This is a genomic window from Gordonia sp. L191 (genome assembly GCF_030077625.1).
In the GTDB taxonomy this organism is placed as follows: Bacteria; Actinomycetota; Actinomycetes; order Mycobacteriales; family Mycobacteriaceae; genus Gordonia; species Gordonia polyisoprenivorans_A.
Map to the genome: position 1 here is coordinate 678,133 of NZ_CP125996.1, position 26,999 is coordinate 705,131.

The following is a 26,999-nucleotide window of genomic DNA, read 5'->3' on the forward strand; positions in this document are numbered from 1 at the left end:
CTGTTTCGGTGCGTCGTCTCCTGGCCGACACCCGGCCGCTGTCCAATCGCTATTTCCGGAGACTGTGGTGGGCCAACATCGTCACGGTCATCGGCGCGCAGCTCACCGTGGTGGCGGTGCCTGCGCAGATCTACGAGATCACCGGCAGCTCAGCCTATGTCGGACTCACCGGAGTTTTCGGTTTGGTCCCTTTGGTCGTTTTCGGCCTCTGGGGCGGGGCGCTCGCCGACGTCATGGATCGCCGGCTCATCCTGGTCGTCACCACTGTCGGACTCATCGGCACCAGTGCGCTGTTCTGGGTGCAGTCGGCGATGGGCTGGAACAACGTCTGGATCATCCTGTCGCTCTTCACCGTTCAGCAGGCCTTCTTCGCGGTCAACCAGCCGACACGGACAGCGGTGCTTCCGCGGTTGCTGCCCGCGTCCGAACTGCCGGCGGCGCTGTCGCTGAACATGACGGTGATGCAGGCGGGCGCGATCGCCGGACCGCTCGTCGGCGGTGCGTTGATCCCGGTGCTGGGCTATTCGGTGTTGTACCTGATCGACACGATCTTCCTGTTTGCCACGCTGTGGGCGGTGATCCTGCTGCCTGCGCTGCGTCCGGAGAGCGAGCACGCACCGAAGGTCGCGGGGTTGCGGTCGGTGATCGACGGGTTGACCTACCTCGCCCGCCACAAGGTGCTGATGGCGTCCTTCCTCGTCGATCTGATCGCGATGATCTTCGGCATGCCGCGGGCGCTGTTCCCGCAGATGGCGCACGAGAACTTCGGTGGGCCGTCCGGCGGTGGCCTCGCCTTTGCGCTGTTGTTCGTCGCGATCTCGGCGGGCGCCGTCGTCGGCGGGGTGTTCTCCGGGTGGGTCAGTCGTGTTCAGCGTCAGGGACTCGCGGTGATCATGTGCATCCTCATCTGGGGTGTGGCCATCGCGCTGTCGGGTGTGGCGGTGGGGTTCGCCGGCGGGTTGGCACTACCGTGGCTGCCGGTCGTCCTGGTGTTGTTGATGATCGGTGGCGCCGCAGACATGGCGTCGGCGGCCTTCCGTCAGTCGATCCTGCTGGCCGCGGCCAACGACGAGGTGCGTGGGCGACTGCAGGGCGTGTTCATCGTGGTGGTTGCCGGTGGTCCGCGTATCGCCGACGTCGCGCACGGCTCGGCGGCTGCGGTCGTCGGTGTCGCGGCGACCACGGCGTTCGGCGGAGCGGCCGTGGTGGTGCTGACCATCGTTGCCGCACTGCTCATTCCGGCTTTCGTCCGCTACCGCGTCGGGCAACACGCCTGACCGCGGCGGTCGCGCTGATCAGCGGATCTTCTCGATCGGTGTCACCATGGTGGCCATGACTGCGACCGTCGACGAGTCAGTGGACTCCTTCCGCGTTCCGATCATCGACATCTCTGCCTACATCGACGGAGGTAGCGCCGCCGACCGCGCGGTGGTCGCGGCGCAGATCGACGACGCAGCGAGTTCGGTCGGATTCATGCAGATCGTCGGCCACCAGATCCCCTCCGCGGTGATCGAGGAGTTCACCGCTGTTATGGACGACTTCTTTGCGTTGCCGCTCGACGAGAAGAAGGCCTACCGGACGCCGCCGGAGATCAACCGTGGATATGCACCTCCGAAATCCGAGTCGCTCTCGCTGAGTCTCGGCGTGGAGTCGGCGGGGCGGATGAATGATTTCTTCGAGGCATTCAACGTGGGCGTCGAGGCGAAGCAGTATCCCGGCCTCGAGCTGCCCGCCGATCACTACGCCGACAACACCTGGCCCGCGGTCAGTCATTTCCAGGCTGCGGTGTCGACGTATTTCGTCGAGGCCCGGCGGGTCGCGCACGTGTTGACGCGCATCTTCGCCGATGCCCTCGACCTCCCGCCGGATTTCTTCGACGGCTACACCGACCATTCCCTCGACGTGCTGCGGATGAACAACTATGCGCTGCCGCCCGGCGAGATCGAACTCGACGGTGAATTGACCGGCATGGGCGAGCACACCGACTACGGCATCGTGACCGTGCTCTGGGCCGATCAGGTGCGCGGTTTACAGGTGCTCGACCACCACGGGGTGTGGCACGACGTCGCCCCGACCGACGGTGCCCTCCTCATCAATCTCGGTGACCTGATGGCGCGCTGGACCAACGAACGCTGGATGTCGACACTGCATCGCGTCAAGCCGCCCATCGTCGACGGCACCATCGAACGCCGCAGGTCTGCCGCCTACTTCCACGACGGCAACATCGACGCCACCATCTCCACACTGCCCTCCTGCGTGGGTGCCGGCAGCCGCTACTCGCCGATCACCGTCGGCGAGCACATCGGTGCCAAACTCGCGGGTTCGCGTGCCGGACAAGCCAATCCGTACGCAAAGCGTGAGGCCGCCCGCGTCCAGCGCGCAATGCAGCGAGGCCTCGGCCAGCAGTAGCGTCCCGGGTAGACATCCTCTGCTCGATGGCCGTAGGCTTCCTTCCCTCCGCTGGTCCCCGCCCGGTGGTCGAGGTGCGAGCCGCGTGCGGCGAGCCTCGAGACCGCTTGTGCCGGTGCTGGTTCGGTTTGACGGGTGGTGCGGATACCTGTCGGCGAGCGGGGTCTCGAGGCTCGTCGCTATCGCTCCTCGGCACCTCGACCATCGGATGGAAGAGTCCGGAGTAGAACGACGGAGCGTTTCCTGACCGACGCTCGGCCCTTCCTCGATGCTTGACCGTCCCCCCGGTGGTCGAGCCGCGTGCGGCGAGCCTCGAGACCGCTTGTGCCGGTGCTGGTTCGGTTCGGCGGGTGGTGCGGATGTCTGTCGGTGAGCGGGGTCTCGAGGCCTCGTCGCTGGCGCTCCTCGGCACCTCGACCATCGGAGTAGAACGGCTCCTTCCCCCGGTGGTCGAGGTGTGAGCCGCGTGCGGCGAGCCTCGAGACCCTGGTGAGATGACAAGTATCGCAACCACATCGACGCCCTCTCGACGAGTGGAAAAATGGTTGTCCACAGATTTCTCCGGTCTGGCGTTCGTCGGGCCGGTTTTGTCGGTACCCCTTCGTACACTTGTTCTCATCAAGTCCGACCGCGGGAGGGGAGGTTTCGGATGTCGACGACTTTGACGTTCACCGATCCGGATGCCGATGCTGCCGCGATCGCATCGATGTCGCGCGATGAGCTCACCGAGACCGGCCCTGAGTTGTTGCGTCAATCGCGTAAGTACGAGGCCCGGACGGTGCTGGCTGCTGCCGCGTTGGCGGAGCGGGTGTTTGGTGAGCATCTGGCGGGGCGGCCTGAGACCGGTGTGTGGGGGTCGGTGGTCGAGCATGCCGAGAGACTCGGCCGGGCCGAGGTGTCGTTGCAGTTCAAGGTTTCCCGCAGCAAAGCCGGGAGCTGGGTGGCATTGGCTGACCTCTTGGAGAAGTTCCCGCTGATCCGTGCCGCCTATCTGAATGGGGAACTCTCGACGAATCGGGTCTCGATCATGGCGCGGGCCGCCCAACGTGGCGAGAACATCGACACCACCGACACCGACACCGACGGTGACGAGGCCGGTGACAACGAGGAGATGACGTTCGAAGAGATCGTCCTGGACTACGGGTCCCGGGCCACCACCGATCCGGTGCTGTCCCAACAGCTTGATGCCGCGCTGATTTCGATGAACCCCGACAGTGTGATCGAGGACCGCGACACCATCACCGACCTGGTGGGAAACGTCACCATCACCCCCGATGTCGCCGGACACTCCGCTCTGGGTGCGGTCGTCCCCGCGCATTACGGGGTGTTCCTCACCGCCCAGATCGACGCCCTGGTCGGTGAACGGACCTGCCGCAAAGACCCGCGCCGCGTGGGATCGCTGCGGGTGATCGCCCTCGGAGAGATCACCGGCGTCCCGGGAGCGCACCTCGACTGCGCATGCGGACAAGATGATTGCCCGAAACGAGGTAGCGGCACCGACAGCAACGGGTCGGCCGAAACACCCGCCGACGCCGACGACGCCGCAGCGTGGGACGACCTGTTCCCCGAACCTATCGACGCCGACGCTCCCGACGTCGAGTTGATCGAGCCGGTCGCCGAACCCGAAATCCCCGACCCCATGAATTCATCCACCCCGGATGAGGTGCCGGTGGCGTTCGGACGGGCCTTGGTCGTGCCCGGCGCACCCGTACTGACCGTGTTGAAGGACCCCGACGGCATTCTCGTACCCCGATTGCAGGGATACGGACCCATCGACCCCGACTACGCCACCACCCTCGCCGAGATAGCGAAAACCGTCCACTACCCCGAATCCGTACGCACGGCTGGGCCGTTGATCCCGCAGATCTCCGACCGACCCCAAGCCCCGCCCGCCGATCCGACCGGACACGGCGGGTTTACCGTGCCACCACCTGGGGCATTGACGTATGCACCCAGCGCGACCTTGCGCGCTGAGGTGTTGGCGAACGACGCCTGGTGCCGATACCCCTACTGTGGGATGCCGTCACACCTGTGCGACCTCGATCATTGGCGGCCCTTCAACCACACCGACCCCGAGGCCGGAGGATGGACAGTGCTCGGTGACCTGATCCCGTTGTGTCGGGCCGATCACCAACGCAAACACCTCGCCGAGTGGCTGCCGACGCTCTTTCTGGATCGGCGGGTTCAGTGGCGGAACCGACGGACGGGGCAGGTCATCGTTACTTTCCCGCGGTGACGGGTTCGCTGTGGGGTGGAACCAGCTGTGGCTCAACGGGTCTCGAGGCTCGGCGCACGCGCCTCGCACCTCGACCATCGGGGGAAAGTCCTCGACCATCGGGGGGGGGGGAGGAAGTCCTCGACCATCGGGGGGAAAGTCCTCGACCACCCAGGGGGAAGGGCGCCTCGACCATCGGGGGGTGAACCTCGACCATCGGGAGAAGAGCGTCGGTCAGAGTGATGCGTGGACGTGCGTTGGATAGTCGGCGGTGCGGGCGGCATGCACGGGGCAGTAGTGGATCGGGTTGTCGCGCTCGGCTTCTGGTGGCAGGTTGCGGGCGGGAGTCTCGACCAGGGGTGCAGAGCGCGGAACGCGTCCGCGGACGCGGTCCCATGCGTCACGCGGGCGGGGATGCCGGAGATAGCGTTTCGGCGTGAGCCGGTGCATGGCGAGGTTGATCACCCTGCCCAGCAACCGGAATCGGCGTTCGTCGCTCTCGCTCCACGGGAGGTTCATCATCTCTCGGATGGGCTCGTCGTAGAAGCCGGTGGTCAGCCACACGAAGAAGCGCGCGTTCCGCGGTGCGATGTGACGACGCCACAAGCCCTCCGGGATGAACGACAGAAACGGCGGGGGTGGCAGCGAGCCGATGTCGAGGACGGTGCGTACCGACTCGTGATCGCGGAGTACATTGCGGCACATGTGGTCCCAGTACTCGAGGAAGTCCTCGTAGGTCTCGGGAACAGGTCGCATCGACACGCCGTACTGCGCGTACCAGACCTTGGACTCCTCGAACAACTGGCGTTTCTGGGCTTCGGTGAGCCAGGGTCCGAATCGCTCGCAGAGCCGAACGTTGCCGTACCAGAAGGTGGCGTGCGCCCAGTAGAAAACATCGGGATCGAGTGCGTGATAACGCGATCCGTCCGGCATCGTGCCCTTGATGGTGCGGTGATAGTCGCGGACCTCGTGGCCGGTCGCGGCCGCACCATCGGTGGCCACCGGATCGAAGACGACGCCGCTGATCGGATACAACGACCGCAGCAGACGCTGCCATCGCTCTCCGAAGAAGTCCGAGTGATCCCAGACGGCCTGCCCCAACTTGGGATGCATGTTCTGCATCGATCCCGCCCACAGGCCCTGGAACATGCCGGTCCACGTCCCCCAGATCTGCCAGGTCAACGAGTCCGGGCCAAGCACTGCGGTGTCGGGTGGGGACGCAACCTGGGTCATGAGACGAAAGACTAGAAGCGTCTCACGTCGGAGTCAAGGCTCCCCCGATCGGGGGAGGCATGGTTCCTCCGGTGAATCGGCTGGTCAGGTGAAGAGGCGAGCCGCTCGTCGACGGCAGAGTCATGGGTGTCAGAAACACCACGGCCCGCCGGCCACACACCCGGCGGGCCACGGACGCAAGGGAGACCCCCATGAACACGATCATCACAGCCCGCCGCTTCCGTAACCGCGCACTCATCGGCCTCGCCGGCATCGGGGTCGGCACCGGACTGGTGCTCGGCGGAGCGGGTCTGGCCACCGCCGGTACCGTGCCGATCACCCATCCCGGTGAGCCGACCGTGGCCATGACGATCACCAACCACACCAACCGCACCGAGTTCCTGCAGGGCGCCACTCCCGGGGCGGGGCAGTGGGTGCAGTCCCCGCGGGCGCAGCTGGCTCCCGGCGCCACCGAGATCATCGTCTCCAACGCACCGCACAGCTCATCGGAGAACGTCATGGTCACCTACCGGATCGGCGCATTCGGCCCCAAGGCGGTCTACAACATCGAGAACGCCAGGGGTGCAGTCAATCTGAACGCCACCGGAACCACCAGCGGCAACTACTGGATCAACGCACACATCGACACCGGCTACCCGACCGTCAATGTCGGCTACGACCTGTGGTGACCGGTGCCGGTTGGTCGCCGGCACTTACCGAGAGCGGAAACGCACCCGGTTGCCGGCGACCAGCTGAGCCGCTCGCGCCAGCGCCCCAGCGGTGAGTACCGCGACGACCGGATAGCCGCCGGTCACCGGATGATCGGCGAGAAACAGTACCGGCTGCCCATTGGGTGGGACCTGGACCGCCCCGTGGGCAACGCCTTCCGACGCGAGTTCGCCGACATCGGCACGATGGTGCAACAACGGATGATCCGACTCGTCGGGCCGCACCAGCCGCACCCCGACCCGGTCGGCGTCGGCGCTCACCACCCACTCGCCGACCATCAGATCCCCGACCCGGTGCAGGTGCCCGGAACGCGGACCTGCGCTCACATCGAGTTCGACGACCGGCGGTGGTGTTGCCTCGACCGGCGCATGCGTCACCGCAGGCCACGCTCCGCTCTCGACGCCGACCTCGAGCAGATCACCTGCCGACAACGGCGGCGGCCCAAGCCCCGACAACGTGTCGGTGGACCGCGAACCGAGGACTGCGCCGACGTCGATTCCGCCCCGCACCGCAACGTAATTGCGACAACCCCAGGTCGGCGCCGACACGGCCAGTTCCGAGCCCGCGGTCACGGTGACGGTCACACCGAGGCCGACCGGCACATCGTCGACGAGTACCTGCGCACCCGCCCCGGTCACCGCGATCAGCAGCCCGCGCAGCGCCCGAATCCGTATCCCGCCCAACGTCGCCTCGATGACGGCCGCTGATTCCCGGTTTCCGACAAGACGATTGGCGAGTGTCATCGACACCAGGTCGGCAGCACCCGACCGGGGGACGCCGAGGTGGGCCAGCCCGGGCCGACCCAGATCCTGGATCGTCGCGAACGGGCCGGGGTGGATCACCTCGATTGCGCTCACCGTGACTCTCCGGCGTCACTGCGGGCGGCGTCGATGAATCGCACCAGCGTCCCCGGAGCCAGCAACGACGGCGGATTCGCTGTTTCGTCCCACAGGTGGATATCGGTGCGGCCCAACAGATGCCATCCTCCGGGGCTCGTCCGCGGATAGATCGCACTGTATCCGGCGGCGACGGCCACTGCGCCGGCGGGCACCCGGGTGCGCGGCTGCGCGCGCCGGCCGATCCGGAGAAGCGGGTTGTCGGCATCCTCGGGGACGAGGTAGCCGAATCCCGGTGCGAAACCCATGAACTGGACGCGCCACCTCGTCGCGGTGTGCGCGGCGACCACATCACCGACCCCGCACCCCAGGGTGGTGGCGACCGCGTCGAGATCGGCGCCGTCGTAATGCACTTCGATCGTCACCTCGTCGTCGGTGTCCGGCGTCGTGTCGTCGTCGGTGACCGCACCGCGCAACACCCGGTGGATGCCCAGGGAGTCCGCGCCGACGCCGAGCTCGAACTGGACGAGGACGGTCGATGCGCTGGGCACGATCTCGGTGACACCGATCAGGTCGCCCGCCTCGCTCGCCGCACGCAGTGCCCGCTGCGCCCGACGCACCGCGACCGGGTCGTCGTCGAAGTCGAGGAGCACCGCATCGCGTCCCGCGGGCAACTCGTTCATATCCGTCGAATCTACCCGCCCACTGCTGTTTTGGTCTCGTCGTCGTTTCGCCCATAGCCGACATCGACGCCACCGGCGATGGCAGACTGATGCCGTGAAGACGGGATGGACGTGCACAGTCGTCGGGATCGGTCGATGAGGGAGATCGTCGTGTGCGGCGAGGCGCTGGTGGACGTGGTGGCCACAGCTCCGCCAACTGTCGGTGGAGCGCAACTGCCGCCGCTGCAGCCGGCCCTGGGCGGGGGACCGTTCAACGTCGCGATCACCTTGGGGCGGCTGGGAAGTGCGGTCTCGTTCTGTTCGGCGGTGTCGACCGACGACTACGGCGAGGTCATCATGTCGGCGTTGCGGCACAGCGGCGTCGGCACCACCCTGGTCCAACGACGTTCCGAGCCCACCTCGCTGGCCCTGGCGACCATCGGCGCCGACGGTGCCGCCCACTACTCGTTCTACGTCGAGGGCACCGCCGACCGCCTCGTCGCCGACCCCGGGCCGTTCGCGCCGACGGTCGCGGCGCTCGGCTTCGGCACGCTGTCACTGGTTCTCGAGCCCGGTGCGAGCGTGTACGAATCGACGATGCGTCGCTGCCACGAGGAGGGGCGGCTCGTGCTCTGCGACCCCAACATCCGGGCGGCCGTCATCGCCGACGCCGACGCCTACCGCGCCCGCTTCGCGTCGTGGATGAACGCCGTCGACGTGGTCAAGCTCTCCGACGAGGACGCCGAGTGGCTCGGACGCGGACCGAACGGTTCGCGTCCTGCCGACTGGCTCGAGGCCGGGGTCTGCGCGGTGCTCGTGACCGCGGGCGCCGACGGTATCGACGTCGTCACCGCGTCGGGTACGAGTCGTATCCCGGCGCCGCGGGTGACCGTTGCCGACACCATCGGCGCTGGTGACAGCATCATGGGCGCGATCCTCCACCAACTCGACCGTGCCGGTGCACTGTCGTCGGCCGCGGTGCGTGACCTCGACGACGAGCAGTGGCGCGAGGTGGCGCGGTTCGCCGTGAAGGTGGCGGGGATCACCGTCTCGCGTCCGGGGGCGGACCCTCCGTGGGCGAGCGAGCTCGGGGGAGACTAGGTTAGGTTCTCAAGAGCCCGTAATGGGCGAAGAGGAAAATCTCGCACCTGAGTAAAGGGGTCCACGAGTGTCCGCTGAAACAGTCCCGGCCGACGGCACAACCGATGCGGCTTCGGCAACATTCACTTATCCCGGTGGGCAACTCGAGCTCCCGATCCTGAAGGCCACCGAGGGCAGCGATTCGGTCGAACTGGGCAAGTTCCTGTCCGAGACCGGATTGACCACGTTCGACGGTGGTTTCGTCAACACCGCATCCACCAAGTCGTCGATCACCTACATCGACGGCGACGCGGGCATCCTGCGCTACCGCGGTATCCCGATCGACCAGCTGGCCGAGAAGTCGACCTTCATCGAGGTCAGCTACCTGCTGATCTACGGCGAGCTGCCGACCCCGACCGAGCTCGAGGAGTTCACCAACAAGATCCAGCGGCACACCCTGCTGCACGAGGATCTCAAGCGGTTCTTCGACGGATTCCCGCGCAACGCCCACCCGATGCCGGTGCTCTCCAGCGCCGTCAACGCGTTGTCGGCGTACTACCAGGATTCGTTGGACCCCAAGGATCCCGAGCAGGTCGAACTGTCGACGATCCGTTTGCTGGCCAAGCTGCCGACGATCGCGGCCTACGCCTACAAGAAGTCGGCGGGCCAGCCGTTCCTCTACCCGGACAACTCGCTGAGCCTGGTGGAGAACTTCCTGCGGATGACCTTCGGCTTCCCGGCCGAGCCGTACGAGGTCGATCCCGAGGTCGCCAAGGCCCTCGACATGCTGTTCATCCTGCACGCCGACCACGAGCAGAACTGCTCGACGTCGACGGTCCGGCTGGTCGGCTCGTCGCAGGCCAACCTGTTCACCTCGATCTCCGGCGGCATCAACGCCCTGTGGGGCCCGCTGCACGGTGGCGCCAACCAGGCCGTGCTCGAGATGCTCGAGGACATCAAGAACTCCGGCGGCGACACCCAGGCGTTCATGACCAAGGTCAAGAACAAGGAAGCCGGCGTGAAGCTGATGGGCTTCGGACACCGCGTGTACAAGAACTACGACCCGCGCGCGGCGATCGTGAAGAAGACCGCCGATCAGATCCTCACCTCCCTCGGCGTGCAGGACGACCTGCTCGACATCGCCAAGGGCCTCGAAGAGGTCGCGCTCAACGACGACTACTTCATCGAGCGCAAGCTCTACCCGAACGTCGACTTCTACACCGGCGTCATCTACCGCGCCATGGGCTTCCCGACCCGGATGTTCACCGTGCTGTTCGCACTCGGCCGGCTGCCCGGCTGGATCGCGCACTGGCGGGAGATGAACACCGATCCGACCGGCAAGATCGGGCGCCCGCGCCAGCTCTACACCGGTTACACCGAGCGCGACTACATCGCACGCGGGGATCGCTGAGGCGCTCGCCCACCCCGACGGGCACTCTCGTCCATGAGGGACCCGAGCCACCAGAGAACCGATGACTCAAAGGAGAGTCCCGATGACCAGTGCCGAAAAGCCAGAAGTCGAATTCCCGGAGGGCCCGGCCCCCGCCGAACTCGAGGTCGTCGATCTCGTCGAGGGTGACGGAGCGCAGGCCCAGCGCGGTGACGTCGTCGATGTCCACTACGTGGGTGTCGATTTCGAGTCGGGCGAGGAGTTCGACTCGTCGTGGGATCGCGGTCAGTCCGCGCACTTCCCGCTCGAGCGGCTGATCCCGGGCTGGCAAGAGGGAATCCCGGGAATGAAGGTCGGCGGACGCCGGCGTCTGACCGTGCCGCCGAGCCTGGCCTATGGTCCGCCCGGTGGAGGACACCGACTTTCGGGCCGCACCCTGGTGTTTGTCATCGATCTGCTGGGCGTGGGATAGATCTCCGCCGCCAAGCGCACCCGAGGCGGGTCGGCCGCGTCGACGTCGGAGACGCCGACCGGTACGGCTCTGCTGTGGTTGCGCCGTGATCTGCGTCTGGGAGATCTGCCGGCGCTCGCCGACGCGCTCGACGCCGCCGATCGCGTCCTGATCTGCTTCGTCCTCGACCCCCGGCTCGAGAAGTCCGCCGGCGACCGGCGTCTGGCGTTCCTCTTCGATTCGCTCCGCGAGCTCGATGGGCGCCTCGACGGTCGACTCCTTGTCGTGCGGGGTCGTCCCGACGAGGAGATCCCCCGGCTGGTCGAGGCCGTCGGCGCGTCGTCGGTGCATGTCTCCGAGGACTTCTCGCCGTTCGGGCGTCGTCGCGACGAGGCCGTGATCGCGGCGCTCGACGATGCCGGTGACGTGTCGTGGGAGGCGGTCGGATCGCCGTACCTGGTGTCGCCCGGTCGCGTCACCAAGGCCGACGGCAGCCCCTACAAGGTCTTCACGCCGTTCCACCGGCAGTGGCGTGATCACGGGTGGCGCAAGCCCGCGTCGACGTCGGTCACCGCCGGTGATCTCCTCGACCCGTCCGATCTCACCCGCTCTGGTCGCATCCGAATCCCCAAGGCGCCCACGACGACCGACATCCCAGCCGGCGAGACGGCCGCCCTGGCACGGTGGGCCGAGTTCGTCGCCGAGGATCTCGCCGGTTACGACGACGACCGCAACCGGCCCGATCTCGATGTGACGAGCCGGATGTCGGCGTACCTGAAGTTCGGCAACATCCACCCGCGCACCCTGGCCGCGGACCTGACCGGCACCGGCAACGGCGCGCAGGCGTACCTTCGCGAGTTGGCATTTCGCGACTTCTACGCCGATGTCCTCCATCACTGGCCGGAGTCGGCGTGGCACAACTGGAATCGCCAGTTCGACGGCATCGAGCTCGACACCGACGCCGCCGCCGGCCGGCGATTCGACGCGTGGAAGCAGGGGCGCACCGGTTTTCCGCTCGTCGATGCCGGCATGCGCCAGCTCGCGCAGACCGGATTCATGCACAACCGGGTGCGGATGGTCACCGCGTCCTTCCTCGTCAAGGATCTACACCTGCCGTGGTGGTGGGGTGCGGAGTGGTTCCTCGATCAGCTCCTCGACGGCGACATGGCGTCCAACCAGCACGGCTGGCAGTGGGCGGCCGGCACGGGAACCGATGCGGCGCCGTACTTTCGGGTGTTCAACCCGGAGGCGCAGGCGAAGAAGTTCGACCCCGACGGCGCCTACGTCGCTCAGTGGGTGCCCGAGTACGGTACCGACGACTATCCGGAGCCGATCGTCGATCACAAGGCTGAACGGGAAGAGGCCCTGCGCCGGTTCGGTGAGATCTGAGGCGGCGCGAGTTTGTCGCCGTGCACGAGCGCGCCCGCATGTTTGACCCGGCGCAGCAGCGGGACGAGTTCGTAACCGGTGATCCCGTCCAGCCGTGCAAGGTCTTCGGTGACAAAGGAATAGAGGTCGTCGCGGCCAGCGCCGATCACATTCGCGGTCAGATTGGCCCGTCCGGTGACCGCGGCGGCGAACGGGATACGGGTATCGGTACCCAACGCCTGCCCCACCGAGGCCAGTGATCGGGGCACAACCGTGAGCCATAACGCGGTGCTGCGCAACCCGATTGCCGCGGTAGCCAGATCCACATGGAAGTAGGCCAGCCCGGAACCGATGAGACGCTCCACACGACGCGTCACCTTCCCGGGCGTACTGCCCGCAGTGCGCGCCAGCGTCGAATACGACACCCGCCCGTCCCGGCCGAGCTCGTCGATCAGGAGACGATCGATGTCGTCGAGTTCCGCCCGAACACCGCTCGACGACACCACCGGTGGCGTTGTCGCCCGCAACGCCGCGGTCTGCGCGGACGTGAGCACGTCGCTCCACGTGTCCTGATGCTCGCCCGCCCCGCCGATGTAGGTGTGCAGGATCTCGGCGGGTGCGACGTCGAGCACCGGCGCGGACCTCGGCAACATCTCGTGCAGCAACTCGTGCGCCTCGACGTCGGCGGGGGCTCGGAGATTGAAATCGACCTCCCAGCCGGCCCCGTAGATCGACACCCACGACACGTCGTCGCGTGCCGCGATCGCCCGGGCGATCGCGTCGGCGCCCTCCGGTCGGCACCGCACGCGTACGAGCCAGTTGGCGCCGCCGGTGCCGTGCAGATCGGCGGTCATCGTGACCCGCAGGTATCCGTCGCGGCGCATCCGCCGGTAGCGTCGGGCCACCGTCTGCTCGGCCACATCGAGGATCTCGGCGAGTTCGGCGAAGGCCACCCGCGGCGAGATCTGCAGCGCCCGGGTGATCTGCGCATCCAGGGTGTCGAGGGTGGAGGATTCCAACGCTATCCGAGCACTCATGGGTGGAATCCTACGTCTGCTCGGACCGAGGGCGACGATGGTCGTTCGGGTCGCCAGACTTGGACCATGGCAAAGAAATGGTGGACGCTGGTCGTCGTCTGCGCGGCGACATTCATGTTGCTGCTCGACGTCACGATCGTCGTCGTCGCGCTTCCCGACATCGAACGCGCGCTCGGCGCGAGTTTCTCCCAGCTCCAATGGGTGACCGACGCCTACGCGCTGGCGCTGGCCTCGTTGCTGCTGACCTCCGGATCGATCTCCGACAAATTCGGCCGGCGCCGCATCTTCTCGATCGGCCTGGTCATCTTCACCCTCGGTTCGCTCCTGTGCGGGGTGGCGCAGGACCCGACGATGCTCATCGTGTCCCGGGCACTGCAGGGCATCGGCGGGGCGATGCTCTTCGCGACGTCGCTGGCGTTGCTGGCCGCGACCTTCCACGGCCGCGAACGTGGAGTGGCCTTCGGCGCATGGGGTGCGGTCACCGGTATCGCGACGGCTCTCGGACCGATCCTCGGTGGTGTCCTGACCACCGGGATCACCTGGCGGGCGATCTTCCTGGTGAATCTACCCATCGGCATCGTCGCCCTGTACCTGACGCTGCGGATGGTCGACGAGTCGCGCTCGCCGCACGCGCGGCGCATCGACTGGCCGGGAGTGCTCACCTTCACCGCAGGGCTGCTCGTCGGCGTCTACGGCCTCACCGAGGCGGGGCAGCGGTCGTGGACCGACGGCCTGGTGCTGGGGTGTTTCGCGGCGGCCGCGGTGCTCCTGGTGGCCTTCGTGATCGTCGAACTGCGCGTCGCCCAGCCGATGTTCGATCTGGGGTTGCTGCGCATCCCGACCTTCGGTGGTGGTCTGATCGCGGCCTTCGCCATGAACGGATCGCTGTTCGCGATGCTGCTCTATCTTGTTCTGTACCTACAGAATTCGCTGGGATTCTCTGCCCTGCAGACCGGTCTGCGGCTGCTGGTGATGTCGGGTTGCACGATGATCTTCGCGACGATCGCCGGCCGTCTGTCCGAGCACATGCCGGTGCGATGGCTGATCGGCCCCGGGCTGGTGCTGGTGGGCGGCGGCCTGTTTGCGATGGCCGGGCTCGATGCCGGCTCGTCGTGGACCCATCTGGTCCCCGGGCTCGTGGTCGCCGGCATCGGCAGCGGCCTGGTCAATCCGCCGCTGGCCGCCACCGCGGTCGGCGTGGTGCCGGTGCACCGGTCCGGGATGGCCTCCGGCATCAACACCACCTTCCGTCAGATCGGCATCGCGGTGGGCATCGCCGTGTACGGATCGCTGTTCAGCTCGCGGATGACCAGTTCGATGCACGACCACCCGGCCGGTGGCGTCCACGCCGCCTACACCGACGGGCTGAACCTGCTGTTCTGGGTCAGCGGTGTGGTTGCCGTGCTCGGTGGGGTGTGCGCACTGGTGATGATCCGGTCCAAGGACTTCGTGCCGCACGGACCCGCGCCGGTCGCCGACGACGAACCGGAGCAGGTCCCCGCGAGGTGAGTCACCGGGTCGTGGGATGTCACCGGGTCATCGACAGCGCCTCGGACCACTTCACCCGGCTGCCGGTCCGCAGGATCGAACGCTGGTAGATCCGCGCCGCGATCCAGGTGGCCACCGCGCAGGCCGCGATCATCAGGACGAGGGTGATGACGATCTGCATGGGATCGGTGTCACCGGTCGCGATCCGGATGGGCACCAGCACCGCGGAGAACGGCGGAATCCAGGTCAGCACTTGGATGAAGGTGGAGTCGAGGGCCTGGATTCCGAAGATCCCCGCGTACATCACCGCCATCGACAGCACGGTCAGCGGCATGATGGTCGACCCGAGTTCCTCCTGACGGGACACCAGCGCACCGGCGGCGGCGTAGAGCGTCGCGAAGAAGACGAATCCGAGGAGAAACCAGATGAGGGTGGCCGCGAACATCCCCACCGCGGTACCGGCGATGGTGAGCATTCCGGTTGCCGCCCCGGCGATCAGGGCTGTCGCGCCGAGCACCACCACCTGACCGAGCGCGACGACGCCGATGCCGAGGATCTTGCCCCACATCAGGTGCAGCGGTTTCACGGTGGCCAGCAGCAGCTCGACGATGCGTGAGGTCTTCTCCTCGACGACGCCGACAGCGATCATGTTGCCGCCGAGCATGATCGCCATGATCAGCAGCATCGCCCCGACGATGGCGATGATGATCCGCTGGCCGTTGTCGGGCTTGGCCGGCTGGGTCTGATCCTCGGCGATCGTGGCGCGCGGCAGGTCGGCCGCGTCGACACCGCGTTCGGCGAGTCCGGTGGCGAGGGTGGTCTGGGAGATCGATGTACGCAGCACGCCCGAGAGCGTGTCGGAGAGTCCGTTCTTGCTGATCAACGTGAACGACCCGGACGGTCCGACGACGATGGCGCCGTCGAGATCACCGCTGTCGACCTGGGAACGGGCCTGGGCCGGGGAGTCGACGGTCCGCACGGAGACGGGGGTGCCGGCAGCCTTGCCGACCTCGGTGACCGTCGTCGAGAGCGACGTGTCGGCGCCGACGATGCCGACCTTGTCGGTGTCGGTGCCACCGCCGCTGAACGCCTTCCAGACGATCAGCCCGATCACGATGACGAGCATCAACGCGATCGTGCTCCACAGGAACGACTTGGTGCGGGCGCGGGTGGAGATCTCGCGCTCGGCGATGAGCCACACCGACGTCATCGCGCCGGCACCGCCATCGGGTGCGGGGGTCGGGGGCAGGGTCTGGGTCGGGGTGCTCATGCCGATACCACCTCTCGGAACATGTCGGTCAATGACGGTGTGGATCTGGTGAAGCGGTGTACCGGCCCGGTGTGCAGGGCCGCGGCGAGCACCTGCTGGTCATCGACGGAGTCGGGGTCGATGCGCAGCAGCGTGGTCGGTCCGTAGTCGGCGTCGAGGACCCCGGGAATGCCGTCGGCCCAAGCGGTTCCGATGCCGGGGCCCTCGACCTCGAGGGTCACCCCGCCGCGGGCGCGCAGGCTCTCGACGCTGCCCAGCGCGCGCATCTGTCCCTTGACGACGATGCCCACGCGGTCGCACAGGCGCTGCACGAGGTCGAGTTGGTGTGAGGAGAAGATCACCGGGATACCCTCGGCCGCTTTCTCTTTGAGGACATCGCTCATGACGTCGACGGCGACCGGGTCGAGGCCGGAGAACGGCTCGTCGAGAACGAGGACCGCGGGGTCGGCGATGAGCGCGGCCGCCAGCTGGACACGCTGCTGGTTGCCCAACGACAGATCGGCCACGTTGTCGCCGAAACGTGTTGCCACGCCCAGACGTTCGGTCCAGCGGTGCGCCGACTCGTCGGCTTGGGCCGCCGACATCCCGTGCAGCCGGGCGAGGAAGCGCAACTGGTCGCCGACCTTCATCTTGGGATAGAGCCCGCGCTCCTCGGGCATGTAGCCGATACGGCGACGGGTGGGCAGGTCGATCGGGCGGTCGCCGAGTGCGACGGTGCCCGAGTCGGCGGCCAGCACGCCCAAGATGATCCGCATGGTCGTGGACTTGCCGGCGCCGTTGCTGCCGACGAAGCCGAAGATCTCCCCGGGTTGGACGGTGAAGGTCATGTCGTGCAGGGCGACGACGTCACCGTATTTCTTGTGCAGGCCGTCGATGATCAACGGGTCGCTCATCGGAGCTCTCCCTTCCAGGTGGACGATTCGGGTTCGGCATAGTCTTCGGGGTCGGAGTCGGCCATCCACCACGCGGTGAGCATCGACGGCAGCACTCCGGCGGCGAGCACCAGCGAGATCAGCAGAATGGCCACCCCGTAGATCGCCTGACGGTCGATGTGGTCGGGGATCGACATCGCGATCAGGATGAAGTACGGGATGAACATCAGCGAGAAGAGCACGATGAAAGCGATCGAGCGCGCCGAATTACGTTGGGCGAGCTGGATTTCGTCGAGGGCGCTGACCGGCGCGTCGCCGACCGAGCCGGTGATGATGCGCAGGAGCCGCTGAGCGGTGATCGTGACGACCGCGCCGAGTATCCACGGCGGGAGAAACCAGACGTCGGAGAAGAACCCGATGACGGCACCCACGGTCATCAGGGCGATGGCGAGCGCCTGGGCGACGACCACGCGCCGGTAGGCGCGGCGGTTGCGCCAGCGGGGCAGTCGATGCGCGTGGCGCGCGGTGAAACGGCGGTGTCGCTCACCGCGCCACTCGTCATAGCGCCGCCACAGTTCTGGCTGTGCGTCCTCGGGGATGGCGGAATTCTGGTCGTACATCAGGCACCTGTCCCTTCGTTGGATCGGCGGGAGTACAGCTCGGCCGACATCGCGCCGAATTCGGTGCGACTGAACACCGCTTCGACGGGGAGCTCGAACACATCGCAGATACGGAAGGCGAGGTCGAGGCTCGGATAGTGATCACCGCGTTCGAGAGCGCCGACGGTCTGCACGTTGATCCCGACGAGCGCCGCCAGCGCGGCCCGAGACATCCGACGCTCGGCGCGTAGGACGCCGATGCGGTTGAAGATCGGGAGCTTTTCTCCCCGTCTGACCGGGCTCATAGAACCAAGTGTTGGGAAAACCCAACAATCTGTCAAGTCTGTATGCGGAACTGTCGTCCGTTCGTGTGCTCTTCGGGTGAAGGGCCGCGGGTTCGGTCGGGCCCGTGACACGGTGAGGACGTTCGTGTCCCGAGGGGTGGGTGGTAACGAGTTCGGGGGAGAACAGAAGGTCTCCGATGGCCCGATCGATACCCGGTGGCGCCCGGGTGAACGCCCCAGTCCTGGTCACCGCCGCCGTGGTTGCCGCGTCGTCCACGCTGGGCGTCGCACCGGCGCAGGCCGCGCCGGCCACGCGACTCTGCGCGATGACCTATGTGAACCCGAATCTCGCCGATCTGGGAGTACTGAGATCGACGAGCTCGGTCACGGTGGCCTCGGCCGGCTCGGGCATCGTGTCACTGACGGTGACGACGCCGCCACCGCTGCTCGGATTCGATCAGCGCGTACGCGTGTCGTGGACGAACACCGCTCCGGGTGGTGGTTCCGGCGCCGACCATGGCACCGCCGCGTCCGGGTGGACCCGCATCGGCGCCTTCGGCGGATCGAACACCGTGGCGCGCATCGAGACGGGTTCGGGCCGAGTGGCTTTCGACGTCACCGTCGACACCCTCGGTGCCCTCGTGCGCTACACGAGCTCCGGCGCGTGCCGTGGTGAGCTGTCGGTGACCGGCTGAGCAGGGCTGATCAGGCGGCGTCGAGCAGGTCGGCGATCACGCGTGCGGCCTCCCGGCCGGCCCGATTCGCCCCGATCGTCGACGCCGACGGTCCGTACCCGAGCAACTGGACGCGGGGATCGGCGGCCACCGTCGTGGCGAGTCGGCCGGTCATGGTGATCCCGCCACCCGGCGCGCGCAGGTGCAGGGGCGCGAGATGGTCCAGCGCACTGCGGAATCCGGTGTTCCAGAACAGCACGTCGACGTCGAGTTCGGTGCCGCCCCCGAGATCGCCGACCCCGAGATCGCCACCACCGCAATCCCAGCACACCCCGGTCTCGGTGATCCGGGTGAACATCGGTCGCCACTGCAGAATCCCGTCGTGTCGGGCCGCGGCGATGGCCGGTGTCAGCGACAGGCCCGTCACCGACACCACCGAGGTCGGCGGCAGGCCGGCACGCACCCGTTCCTCGACACGGGCGACCGCCGCCCGGCCCTCCTCGGGGGTGAAGGGTCCGTCGCGGAAGTGCGGCTCGGTGCGCGAACACCAGAACGTGGTGACCTCGGGGGCGTTGCGGGCGATCTCGATGAGGAGTTGGATCGCGGAGATCCCGGCGCCGACCACCAGGACGCGTTGTCCGGCGAATTCCTCGGGGCCGGTGTAGTCGTGGGTGTGCAGTTGCCGTCCCCGGAAGTCGCCGATACCCGGGATGTGCGGGATGAACGGCCGATCCCAGGTGCCGGTCGCGTTGATCAGCGTCCGCGTCGTCACCTCGGATTCCCGGTGTTCGCCGGACTCGTCGGGCGTCACGATCGACGCCCGGAAGGCGTCGCCGTCGCGATGGACCGCCCGCACGTGGACCGGTCGGGCCACCGTCAGCCCGAACTTCTCCTCGTACCGACCGAAATAGTCGGGGACCGCCGTGGCCGCCGGGAACTGATCACACTCGACGCCGAGCGCCTCGACGAGACCGTATCCGGGCAGGTCGTGGACATGATTGGCGCCGGCGAGGGTCAGCGTCGGCCATCGATACTGCCATGCGCCCCCGGGATGGGGTGAATGGTCGAGGAGCCGATAGCGCCCGTGTAGTCCGAACCGTTCCAAGAAGTAGGCCGCCGACAATCCCGCTTGACCCCCGCCGATGACGAGGACGTCGGTGTCGGTGTGCACGATGTCAGCCTGTCATGTCCATGTGAGCGGCATGTACCGGCCTCCGGTGGGCCGTCGGCTGGGTAGGCTCTGCGTTCATGATTGCAACGAGTGCAGATGGTGCGGTGACGACAATCGAACTCGACCGCCCCGACAAGCGCAATGCTCTCAACGGAGAGGTCATCGAGGCTCTCGGCGCGGCCTTCACCGCCGCGGTCGATGCGGGTGCCCGGGCGATCGTGCTGACCGGGCGTGGCAGTGCGTTCTCCGCCGGCGCCGACCTCTCCGGTCCGGTGTATGACCCCGGCTTCCTCGACCACCTCGTCGCCACATTGCAGCAGATCGAGTCGACCCCGGTCCCGGTGATCGCCGCGGTCAACGGTGCGGCGCTCGGCGCCGGACTCCAGCTGACCATGGCCGCCGACCTGCGAGTCATGGCCCCCGATGCGATCGCCGGCATCCCGGCCGCCAGAATCGGTGTCGCCGTGGACGAGTGGACCATCCGCCGTCTGGTCTCGCTCGTCGGCGCCGGACAGGCCGCCGGGATGCTGATCGGTTGCGATCCACTCTCGGCCGATCGGGCCCACGACCTCGGATTCGCCAATCGCATCGGCGATCTGGCCGACGCCCAGCATTGGGCGGCGACCATCGCCGACCTCGCGCCGCTGACCCTGCAGCACTACAAACTCGTCCTCAACGGCGACGGCGCCCGGGACGTGGCACCGGAGGAACGGCATGCGGCGATGATGCGCGCCTGGCACAGCGACGATCTCGCCGAGGGCCGCGCTGCGCGCGCCGAGCGACGCGCCCCGCGCTTTTCCGGAAAGTAGTTCCGGGACATCGGGTTCGCGACGCGAATGAGCATATTGACCGTTTTGCCGAGCGTGTAACGTTCTCGAAACATGTAGGGGCCCCTCTCAGAAACGCATCAGCCCTAGCGTGATCGCAGTTCATTCCTGGAAGGGGACTGCGTGTCCAAGAAACATCACGGAGCTGACGATCTCTCCGCAGGGGTCGGCGAGATCGAGAATGCCGAACACAGCATCATCGCCACCGGTGCGCAGGCAGCCGCCGCGCGTGAGTCCTTGGAGGACTACACACTTCGGTTCGCGCCGCGCAGCTATCGCAAGTGGGGCCCCGGGGTCGTCGCGATCTCGGCGCTCGGCGGTATCGCCTACCTGGCTGACTTCGCGATCGGCGCCAACATCGGCATCGCCAACGGCACGGGAAATGCCTTGTGGGGCATCCTGTTCTTCGCCGTGGTGATCGTGCTGACCGGGTATCCACTGGCCTACTACGCCGCGCGATACAACATCGACCTCGACCTCATCACCCGCGGAAGCGGATTCGGGTACTACGGCTCGGTGCTGACCAACGTCATCTTCGCGTCGTTCACCTTCATCTTCTTCGCACTCGAGGGCTCGATCATGGCGCAGGGTCTGCAGCTGGGCCTGCACATCCCGCTGTGGATCGGCTATCTGCTGTCCTCGGTGCTGATCATCCCGCTGGTCATCTACGGCATGAACACCCTGGCCAAACTGCAGGTGTGGACCACCCCGTTGTGGCTGGTCATGATGGTGCTCCCGTTCCTGTACCTGGTGATCAAGCATCCGTCGGCGATCGGTGACTTCTTCGCGTTCAGCGGTGTCGACTCGGCGGGCAATCCGCTGGGCAAGGGCGTCAGCTTCGCCGGCACCATGCTGGCCGCAGGTGTGTGTCTGTCGCTGATCGCGCAGATCGCCGAGCAGATCGACTACCTGCGTTTCATGCCGCCGCGCACCCCGGAGAACAAGCGCAAGTGGTGGATCGCGACCCTCACCGCAGGCCCGGGCTGGGTGTTCTTCGGTGCCATCAAGCAGGTCGTCGGCCTGTTCCTGGCCGTGTACCTCATCGGTATCAGCATCGACAACGCCGGAATCGCCAATCAGCCGGTGCACCAGTTCGTCGAGATCTATCAGGACTTCCTGCCGCATTGGCTCGCACTGACCCTCGCGGTGATCCTGGTGGTCATCAGCCAGGTGAAGATCAACGTCACCAACGCGTACTCGGGATCGCTGGCCTGGACCAACGCCTTCACCCGCGTCACCAAGACCTACCCGGGTCGTCTGGTGTTCCTGTTCTTCAACGTCTTCATCGCCATCGTGTTGATGGAAGCCGACATGTTCAGCTTCCTGAACAACCTGCTCAACTTCTACGCCAACTGCGGTATCGCCTGGATCGCCGTCGTGGCCTCCGACATCGCGATCAACAAGTACCTGCTCGGCATCTCGCCCAAGCAGCCCGAGTTCCGGCGCGGCATGATCCACAACGTGAACCCCGTCGGGTTCGGATCGCTGATCGTGTCGGCGGGAGCCTCGATCCTGGTGTACTTCCACGTCTTCGGTGATGCGATCCAGCCGTACTCGCCGCTGGTCGCGCTGGTACTCGCCGTCGTGCTGCCGCCGATCCTGGCGCTGGCCACCAAGGGCAAGTACTACCTGCGTCGTCACGACGACGGCATCGACATCCCGATGTACGACGAGCACGGCAACCCGACCGATGCGCGCCTGCTGTGCTGTGTCACCGGCATCGAGTTCGAACGCCCGGACATGATCGCCTCGGCGGTCCCCGGCCCGAACGGTGAGAAGCAGTACATCAGCTCGCTGGCGCTGTCCTGCGACCGCACCGGTGAGCATGTGCTTCCGGCACAGGACATGTCGGCCGCGCCGACGTCGTCGGTCACCTCCGACATCGCCGTCGATTCCACCACCGGCGAACCGGCGGCGGAGTCGCCGGCCTCGGGGTCACCGGTGGATGGGTCCACTCCGTAGCGTCAACGACATCCCCGAGGCGTCGTGCCGGTCGGCGATCAGTTGAGCGGCGATCGACACGGCGACCTCGGCCGGGGTGTGTGCCCCGAGATCCAAACCCAGCGGAGAACGTAACCGCGCCAACTGATCTGCCGTGACGCCCGCCTCGACGAGGCGGGCGTTTCGGTCGGCGACGGTCCGTCGGGAACCGAGCGCGCCGATGAATCCCACCCGGTCGCAACCCAACGCCGTGCGCAGCACCGGCACATCGAACTTGGCGTCGTGGGTCATCACGCACACGCAGGTCGACCTGTCGGTGCGGTGCTCGGCGATCTCGCGGGCGAGATAGCGATGAGGCCAGTCGACGATCACCTCGTCGGCGTCGGGGAACCGCGCGCGGGTTGCGAACACTGCACGGGCATCGACGACGGTCACGTGATAGCCGAGCGTCGACCCCAGCGTGGCGAGCGCGCGGACGAAATCGTTGGCGCCCACCAGGATCAGACGTGAGCGCGGGGCGAAGGTCTGCACGAACGTGCGGGGCCGGTCACCCCGCGGGCCGGTCTCACAGTCATCGACGCCGATGATGCCGCTGCGTCCGGTGGCGAGCAGGTCGGCGATGTCGGCGTCGAGGTGGCGCCACGGTCGCTGGTCCTCGGGAGTGACCACGTGCCACGTCGGGCTTGCGCCCAGGGTGGCGGCCACCGCGATCGGTGTACCCGCGGCCACCGCCGCGGCGAGCCGTCGCACCGCGCCCAGGTGCCCGGCGCCAAGCCGCTCAACGAGCACTTCCATCTCTCCACCGCAGGTCAAACCGATCGCGATGCCGTCGGGGTCGGCGAGCCCGAAGTGCTCGATGGTCGCGGTCTCGTCGCTCAACGCCTGTGCCGCACTGTCGATGATCGCCGACTCCACGCACCCGCCCGACAACGATCCGATGATCTCCCCGTCATCGGTGATCAGCATGGCCGACCCGACATCGCGCGGCGATGCGCCGGTCGTCGAGATCACCCGGGCCAGGGCGACCGGACCGCGTTCCAGGTGCCGTACCAGGGCGGGGAGAACATCACGCATACTCTCCAGTGTCGGTGACCTGGCCCGCGCGCGCCACTCGGCTGCGGCCGGTCTCGAGGCCTCCTCGCTGCGCTCGTCGGCACCTCGACCATCGGAAGGGGGAGCCGCCCCATCCCGGTGGTCGAGGTGTGAGGAGCGTTAGCGACGAGCCTCGAGACCGCTTGTGCCGGTGCTGGTTCGGCAACCAAGATGAGCGGAACAGTCAGGAACCGAGCACCTGGTGCAGGTAGGGGTTGGTGAACACCCGATTCGGGTCGAACCGGTCTCGGACGGCGAGGAATTCGTCGAAGCGCGGGTAGGCCGACCGGAGATACCCGGCGTCGCGTGTGTGCATCTTGCCCCAATGCGGGCGACCGCCGTGATCGGTCATGATCGCCTCGGCATCGGCAAAATATGCGGCGGAGTCGGTGGGATCGTCGTGGTGGTATCGATGCACGGCGATGTACCCCCGGGGTCCACCGGATGCGGTCGAAAGCATCAGATCGTCGCCTGCGGCGGCGCGGACCTCGACGGGGAAGCTGACCCGATAGCGCTTGCGGTCGATCATCTTTCGCAGCTCGTGCAGTGCCGACGGCGTCGCCTCCAGCGGTACCGCGTACTCCATCTCCCGGAAGTGGACCGTGCGGGAGGAGATGAACACCTTGTCCGATCGGTCGGTGAACGTCCGGGCCGACAGCACCCGCCCCGACAGCTGACTCATCGCGGGAACCACCGCGGGTAGGCGGGAGCCGAGGGCGCACACGGCTCCGTACACGCGGTTGGAGAGGATCTCGTCATCGATGTAGCGGCGTACCGCGCCGGTCCCCGACGGCTCGACCAGGCCGCCGAGTCGGGTGTTGGTCTTCGCCAGTGCGCAGTTGGTGTGCGGGAACCAGTAGAACTCGTGATGATCCTGTGTCGCAACGCGTTCGAGGAAGCCGTCGATGGCGTCGTCGGCGTCGAGCGGGTACTCCTCGGCCCGGATGGAGAACGCGGGGACGCACTGGATGGTCAGGTCGACGAGGATGCCGAGCGCGCCGAGGCCCAACGCGACGGCGGCGAGGTCGGGATCGTCCTCGGACACTGTGACGACCTCACCGGTCCCCGACACGAGGGTCGCACCGACGATCTGGGTGCTGATGCCGCCGAAAGCGATTCCGGTGCCGTGGGTTCCGGTGGAGGTGGCCCCGGAGATGGTCTGCCGGTCCACGTCGCCGAGGTTGGTCATGGCCAGGCCGTGCTCACCGAGCAGGGCGGGCAGCTCATGCAGATGGGTGCCCGCACGCAGCGTGACGCGCCCGGCGGCGGCGTCGACGTCGACGAGTCCCCGTAATCCGGACATGTCCAGTTGATGCTGCGGCGCCACAGCGATGGGGGAGAAGCTGTGGCCCGCCCCGACGGCCTTGACCGTCGAATGTGTTTGCGCCGCACGCTCGACCACCGCGACGACCTCGTCGATCCGGGCGGGGGAGTGCACGGCGTCCGGTGTGCACTGCGCCGTCCCGCCCCAGTTGCGCCAACTCGCGACGGTCACAGAAAACACTTCCCTTCTCCACGGTAGGTGGGCAGCAGCTCGTCGACCCGGGCCGTCCCGTCGGCGGTCCGCGCGATCCGCGCGACTCGCGACGACCGTTCGCACACCTCGCCGGACTTGGTGTGGCGGAACCAGACCCGATCCCCGATCCGCAGGCCCTCGGTTCCCGATCCGTGCAGCGGCGTCTGCACCTCGCCGGCCGCTTCGGTCGCCACATAGTGGAGATCGCGGGGCCATACCGGGCGGGGCAGGCGATCGGGTGCCGGTGGTCCCGAGGCGATCCATCCGCCACCGGCGCAGGTGACGAATCCCGGAGCGGGGATGCGCACCACGTCGAGCCCGAACGCGAGCGCCGGTGCGGGCCGGAAGCGGTGATAGGTGTCGAACAGGTGGCCGCCGAAAAACCCGCTGCCGGCCGCGATGTCGGTCACGGAGGTGTCCCGCGAGGTGGCCTCCAGGGAGCCGGTTCCGCCGGCGTTGACGATCTCCAGTGGTGCGATGTCGCGCAGGGCTGCGACGACTCGTCCACGGCGACGGCGGATCTCGGCCATGGAGGCGCGCTGCATCAGACGCACGGCCCCGTTCTTCGCGTGTTTGCCGGGCACGTCGTCACCGACCCCGGCGACCTGTGCCTCATACGACATCACGCCGACCAGGTCGAAGCCGGGACGCTCGATGATCGAGCGACCGAGGGCCAGTGCGGCGTCGAGATCGTGGATGGGTGAGCGCCGCACGCCGAGATGCACTCGTCCGCCCAGCAGGCGCAGCGACGCGTCGAGGTCGATGGCGACACGGACGGCCGGACGGGAGCCGGGGGCCGCGATCGCGTCGATCGCGTCGAGATGCGCCACGGAATCGACGAGTAACGTCACCCGCGTGGTGGCGATGTCGTCGGCGAGGAATTCGCCGATGGCGCTCGCGCGTACCGTCGGGTATCCCATCAACACGTCGGTGATACCGGATTCGGTTGCCAGCCAGCGTGCTTCGTCGAGGTCATACGCCAGTACCCCGGCGAATCCCGGGCGGGCGACGAGGTCGGCGATGACCGAGCGGACCCGCAACGACTTGCTGGCTAACCGGATGGGTACGCCGCCGGCGCGGCGCAGCAGGTCGGCCACATTGTGTTCGAGTGCGGAGGTGTCGAGGACGAGGGCGGGACTGTCGACCCCGGCTGCGGTGAGTGCCTCGGTGAAGCCCGCCCAATACCGGCGCGGGTCGCGCTCCCAGAGTCCCATGGGGGTGGCCGACGGTGTCATGAAGTCTCGTCATCCGCGACGACCGCCGACATCGTCTGTCGGACAAGCGATTCCATGAGGGTATTGACCACGGCGTCGTCGGCGGTGCTCAGATAGATCAAGGTGATCGAGATCAACGCGCCGATCATCGCGGGCGCGATCTCGGTGGACGGGGCGACGAATCGAACACCGCAGCGCGCGGCCCCGGCATCGAGGCCCGCGGCGGCGACGCCGTAGAGATCCTCGTACATCTTCTTGCCGTGCCGCTGCAGTTCGGGATGGTTGTGCGCGTAGATGCCGAGCGAGATCGTGGCCTGTAGCCGACCCGGATCGGCCTTGAGCATGGCGTAGAACGCATCGAGCTGGCGACGCATGTTCGTTTCCATCGCCTCCACCGCCGACCCGGCGACGAGGTCGTCCTCGGCCTGGATCGTGTGCAGCATCTGATTGATGTCGGTGGGAACCGCCGTCTCCATCACCGCGCACAACAGAGCGGTCCGGGATTCGAAGGCGTAGTGGAAGCTCGCGAGTGGCATGTCGGCGTGTGCACAGATCCGGCGGGTCGTCGCGCCCTCGACGCCGTGGTCGGCGATGACCCGATATGCGGCCTCGACGAGCGCTGCGCGCCGATCCGTGACGGACATCCGTGCCAACGAAATTTC

26 protein-coding genes are annotated in these 26,999 nt (G+C 67.1%); 13 read left to right on the top strand and 13 right to left on the bottom strand.

Annotated features, from left to right (window positions below; genetic code table 11):
* The first annotated feature begins 8 nt into the window (after positions 1-8).
* The 4 genes from QNM97_RS03205 (at position 9) to QNM97_RS03220 (ending at position 4,645) form a co-directional block, all read left to right on the top strand.
* Positions 9-1,277 carry an MFS transporter gene (locus QNM97_RS03205; RefSeq protein ID WP_283821557.1) on the top strand — a complete coding sequence of 423 codons (1,269 nt, stop codon included), beginning with the start codon at positions 9-11 and terminating at the stop codon, positions 1,275-1,277.
* A gap of 46 nt (positions 1,278-1,323) precedes the next feature.
* The gene (locus QNM97_RS03210; RefSeq protein ID WP_283821558.1) at positions 1,324-2,409 is read left to right on the top strand and encodes an isopenicillin N synthase family dioxygenase; all 1,086 of its coding nucleotides are present in this window, start codon (positions 1,324-1,326) and stop codon (positions 2,407-2,409) included.
* Between the two features lie 287 nt (positions 2,410-2,696).
* Entirely contained in the window at positions 2,697-2,870 is a 174-nt protein-coding gene (locus tag QNM97_RS03215; RefSeq protein ID WP_283821559.1) for a hypothetical protein, read from the top strand.
* A gap of 188 nt (positions 2,871-3,058) precedes the next feature.
* On the top strand, positions 3,059-4,645 hold the full coding sequence (locus QNM97_RS03220) for an HNH endonuclease signature motif containing protein (RefSeq protein WP_283821560.1): 1,587 nt from the start codon (positions 3,059-3,061) through the stop codon (positions 4,643-4,645).
* A gap of 213 nt (positions 4,646-4,858) precedes the next feature.
* Here the strand turns inward: QNM97_RS03220 and QNM97_RS03225 are convergent, their stop codons facing one another.
* Positions 4,859-5,857 (bottom strand): oxygenase MpaB family protein, encoded by a 999-nt coding sequence (locus tag QNM97_RS03225; RefSeq protein ID WP_283821561.1) that lies wholly within the window; start codon positions 5,855-5,857, stop codon positions 4,859-4,861.
* Between the two features lie 191 nt (positions 5,858-6,048).
* On the opposite strand from QNM97_RS03225, the gene QNM97_RS03230 reads away from it, so the two are divergent.
* Complete coding sequence (locus QNM97_RS03230) at positions 6,049-6,525, top strand: hypothetical protein (protein WP_283821562.1); 477 nt, start codon at positions 6,049-6,051, stop codon at positions 6,523-6,525.
* A gap of 24 nt (positions 6,526-6,549) precedes the next feature.
* Here QNM97_RS03230 and QNM97_RS03235 read toward each other — a convergent pair whose 3' ends face one another.
* Together QNM97_RS03235 and QNM97_RS03240 are read right to left on the bottom strand one after the other, a co-directional pair.
* On the bottom strand, positions 6,550-7,422 hold the full coding sequence (locus tag QNM97_RS03235; RefSeq protein WP_283821563.1) for a 5-oxoprolinase subunit C family protein: 873 nt from the start codon (positions 7,420-7,422) through the stop codon (positions 6,550-6,552).
* Positions 7,419-8,084: a 5-oxoprolinase subunit B family protein gene (locus QNM97_RS03240; protein ID WP_283821564.1), complete on the bottom strand. Its 666-nt coding sequence runs from the start codon at positions 8,082-8,084 to the stop codon at positions 7,419-7,421. Before QNM97_RS03240 ends, QNM97_RS03235 begins: the two co-directional genes overlap by 4 nt.
* A gap of 135 nt (positions 8,085-8,219) precedes the next feature.
* Between QNM97_RS03240 and QNM97_RS03245 the strand changes: the two genes are divergently transcribed.
* From QNM97_RS03245 to QNM97_RS03260, 4 genes are all read left to right on the top strand, one after another.
* Positions 8,220-9,164, top strand: coding sequence for a carbohydrate kinase family protein (locus tag QNM97_RS03245; protein ID WP_283821565.1), 945 nt, complete (start codon positions 8,220-8,222; stop codon positions 9,162-9,164).
* A 67-nt stretch (positions 9,165-9,231) separates the two neighbouring features.
* Entirely contained in the window at positions 9,232-10,554 is a 1,323-nt protein-coding gene (locus QNM97_RS03250) for a citrate synthase (RefSeq protein ID WP_079929088.1), read from the top strand.
* An 82-nt stretch (positions 10,555-10,636) separates the two neighbouring features.
* A complete protein-coding gene (locus tag QNM97_RS03255) occupies positions 10,637-11,005 on the top strand; it encodes an FKBP-type peptidyl-prolyl cis-trans isomerase (protein ID WP_283821566.1) in 369 nt (122 codons plus the stop codon).
* A 78-nt stretch (positions 11,006-11,083) separates the two neighbouring features.
* Entirely contained in the window at positions 11,084-12,373 is a 1,290-nt protein-coding gene (locus QNM97_RS03260; protein WP_283821567.1) for a cryptochrome/photolyase family protein, read from the top strand.
* On the opposite strand, the gene QNM97_RS03265 is transcribed toward QNM97_RS03260, so the two are convergent.
* Positions 12,325-13,389, bottom strand: a complete 1,065-nt coding sequence (locus QNM97_RS03265; RefSeq protein ID WP_283821568.1) for an AsnC family transcriptional regulator — start codon at positions 13,387-13,389, stop codon at positions 12,325-12,327. The genes QNM97_RS03260 and QNM97_RS03265 overlap by 49 nt on opposite strands.
* A gap of 66 nt (positions 13,390-13,455) precedes the next feature.
* Here QNM97_RS03265 and QNM97_RS03270 point away from each other — a divergent pair, with 66 nt between their 5' ends.
* On the top strand, positions 13,456-14,898 hold the full coding sequence (locus QNM97_RS03270; RefSeq protein WP_283821569.1) for an MFS transporter: 1,443 nt from the start codon (positions 13,456-13,458) through the stop codon (positions 14,896-14,898).
* 19 nt (positions 14,899-14,917) lie between these two features.
* Here QNM97_RS03270 and QNM97_RS03275 read toward each other — a convergent pair whose 3' ends face one another.
* The 4 genes from QNM97_RS03275 to QNM97_RS03290 are packed head-to-tail and all read right to left on the bottom strand — an operon-like array spanning position 14,918 to position 17,923.
* Complete coding sequence (locus QNM97_RS03275; RefSeq protein WP_283821570.1) at positions 14,918-16,147, bottom strand: ABC transporter permease; 1,230 nt, start codon at positions 16,145-16,147, stop codon at positions 14,918-14,920.
* On the bottom strand, positions 16,144-17,040 hold the full coding sequence (locus tag QNM97_RS03280) for an ABC transporter ATP-binding protein (protein WP_014361232.1): 897 nt from the start codon (positions 17,038-17,040) through the stop codon (positions 16,144-16,146). Before QNM97_RS03280 ends, QNM97_RS03275 begins: the two co-directional genes overlap by 4 nt.
* A complete protein-coding gene (locus QNM97_RS03285) occupies positions 17,037-17,639 on the bottom strand; it encodes a hypothetical protein (protein WP_283821571.1) in 603 nt (200 codons plus the stop codon). The genes QNM97_RS03280 and QNM97_RS03285 overlap by 4 nt, the downstream gene beginning before the upstream one ends.
* Positions 17,639-17,923 (bottom strand): helix-turn-helix transcriptional regulator, encoded by a 285-nt coding sequence (locus QNM97_RS03290; protein ID WP_006368244.1) that lies wholly within the window; start codon positions 17,921-17,923, stop codon positions 17,639-17,641. Before QNM97_RS03290 ends, QNM97_RS03285 begins: the two co-directional genes overlap by 1 nt.
* Before the next feature lie 206 nt (positions 17,924-18,129).
* On the opposite strand from QNM97_RS03290, the gene QNM97_RS03295 reads away from it, so the two are divergent.
* On the top strand, positions 18,130-18,597 hold the full coding sequence (locus QNM97_RS03295) for a hypothetical protein (RefSeq protein ID WP_283821572.1): 468 nt from the start codon (positions 18,130-18,132) through the stop codon (positions 18,595-18,597).
* Positions 18,598-18,607: 10 nt separating this feature from the next.
* Here QNM97_RS03295 and QNM97_RS03300 read toward each other — a convergent pair whose 3' ends face one another.
* On the bottom strand, positions 18,608-19,747 hold the full coding sequence (locus QNM97_RS03300; protein ID WP_283821573.1) for an NAD(P)-binding domain-containing protein: 1,140 nt from the start codon (positions 19,745-19,747) through the stop codon (positions 18,608-18,610).
* A 77-nt stretch (positions 19,748-19,824) separates the two neighbouring features.
* On the opposite strand from QNM97_RS03300, the gene QNM97_RS03305 reads away from it, so the two are divergent.
* Together QNM97_RS03305 and QNM97_RS03310 are read left to right on the top strand one after the other, a co-directional pair.
* Positions 19,825-20,556, top strand: a complete 732-nt coding sequence (locus QNM97_RS03305; RefSeq protein ID WP_208792412.1) for an enoyl-CoA hydratase — start codon at positions 19,825-19,827, stop codon at positions 20,554-20,556.
* Between the two features lie 141 nt (positions 20,557-20,697).
* Positions 20,698-22,536: a purine-cytosine permease family protein gene (locus QNM97_RS03310; RefSeq protein ID WP_208792411.1), complete on the top strand. Its 1,839-nt coding sequence runs from the start codon at positions 20,698-20,700 to the stop codon at positions 22,534-22,536.
* On the opposite strand, the gene QNM97_RS03315 is transcribed toward QNM97_RS03310, so the two are convergent.
* From QNM97_RS03315 to QNM97_RS03330, 4 genes are all read right to left on the bottom strand, one after another.
* Positions 22,510-23,589 (bottom strand): XdhC family protein, encoded by a 1,080-nt coding sequence (locus tag QNM97_RS03315; RefSeq protein WP_283821574.1) that lies wholly within the window; start codon positions 23,587-23,589, stop codon positions 22,510-22,512. The two genes, QNM97_RS03310 and QNM97_RS03315, sit on opposite strands and share 27 nt — an antisense overlap.
* Before the next feature lie 202 nt (positions 23,590-23,791).
* Positions 23,792-25,111, bottom strand: a complete 1,320-nt coding sequence (locus QNM97_RS03320) for a D-arabinono-1,4-lactone oxidase (RefSeq protein WP_502874983.1) — start codon at positions 25,109-25,111, stop codon at positions 23,792-23,794.
* Positions 25,099-26,358: an alanine racemase gene (locus tag QNM97_RS03325; protein ID WP_283821575.1), complete on the bottom strand. Its 1,260-nt coding sequence runs from the start codon at positions 26,356-26,358 to the stop codon at positions 25,099-25,101. The genes QNM97_RS03320 and QNM97_RS03325 overlap by 13 nt, the downstream gene beginning before the upstream one ends.
* Positions 26,355-26,981, bottom strand: a complete 627-nt coding sequence (locus QNM97_RS03330) for a TetR/AcrR family transcriptional regulator (protein WP_283821576.1) — start codon at positions 26,979-26,981, stop codon at positions 26,355-26,357. The genes QNM97_RS03325 and QNM97_RS03330 overlap by 4 nt, the downstream gene beginning before the upstream one ends.
* Positions 26,982-26,999 lie beyond the last annotated feature (18 nt).

Bases quoted from the DNA above. Each gene is read 5' to 3' on its own strand.
- QNM97_RS03210 (WP_283821558.1), top strand. From the start codon at position 1,324: ATGGTGGCCATGACTGCGACCGTCGACGAGTCAGTGGACTCCTTCCGC.
- QNM97_RS03220 (WP_283821560.1), top strand. From the start codon at position 3,059: ATGTCGACGACTTTGACGTTCACCGATCCGGATGCCGATGCTGCCGCG.
- QNM97_RS03225 (WP_283821561.1), bottom strand. From the start codon at position 5,857: ATGACCCAGGTTGCGTCCCCACCCGACACCGCAGTGCTTGGCCCGGAC.
- QNM97_RS03230 (WP_283821562.1), top strand. From the start codon at position 6,049: ATGAACACGATCATCACAGCCCGCCGCTTCCGTAACCGCGCACTCATC.
- QNM97_RS03240 (WP_283821564.1), bottom strand. From the start codon at position 8,084: ATGAACGAGTTGCCCGCGGGACGCGATGCGGTGCTCCTCGACTTCGAC.
- QNM97_RS03245 (WP_283821565.1), top strand. From the start codon at position 8,220: ATGAGGGAGATCGTCGTGTGCGGCGAGGCGCTGGTGGACGTGGTGGCC.
- QNM97_RS03255 (WP_283821566.1), top strand. From the start codon at position 10,637: ATGACCAGTGCCGAAAAGCCAGAAGTCGAATTCCCGGAGGGCCCGGCC.
- QNM97_RS03265 (WP_283821568.1), bottom strand. From the start codon at position 13,389: ATGAGTGCTCGGATAGCGTTGGAATCCTCCACCCTCGACACCCTGGAT.
- QNM97_RS03270 (WP_283821569.1), top strand. From the start codon at position 13,456: ATGGCAAAGAAATGGTGGACGCTGGTCGTCGTCTGCGCGGCGACATTC.
- QNM97_RS03275 (WP_283821570.1), bottom strand. From the start codon at position 16,147: ATGAGCACCCCGACCCAGACCCTGCCCCCGACCCCCGCACCCGATGGC.
- QNM97_RS03280 (WP_014361232.1), bottom strand. From the start codon at position 17,040: ATGAGCGACCCGTTGATCATCGACGGCCTGCACAAGAAATACGGTGAC.
- QNM97_RS03285 (WP_283821571.1), bottom strand. From the start codon at position 17,639: ATGTACGACCAGAATTCCGCCATCCCCGAGGACGCACAGCCAGAACTG.
- QNM97_RS03290 (WP_006368244.1), bottom strand. From the start codon at position 17,923: ATGAGCCCGGTCAGACGGGGAGAAAAGCTCCCGATCTTCAACCGCATC.
- QNM97_RS03305 (WP_208792412.1), top strand. From the start codon at position 19,825: ATGATTGCAACGAGTGCAGATGGTGCGGTGACGACAATCGAACTCGAC.
- QNM97_RS03315 (WP_283821574.1), bottom strand. From the start codon at position 23,589: ATGCGTGATGTTCTCCCCGCCCTGGTACGGCACCTGGAACGCGGTCCG.
- QNM97_RS03325 (WP_283821575.1), bottom strand. From the start codon at position 26,358: ATGACACCGTCGGCCACCCCCATGGGACTCTGGGAGCGCGACCCGCGC.
- QNM97_RS03330 (WP_283821576.1), bottom strand. From the start codon at position 26,981: ATGTCCGTCACGGATCGGCGCGCAGCGCTCGTCGAGGCCGCATATCGG.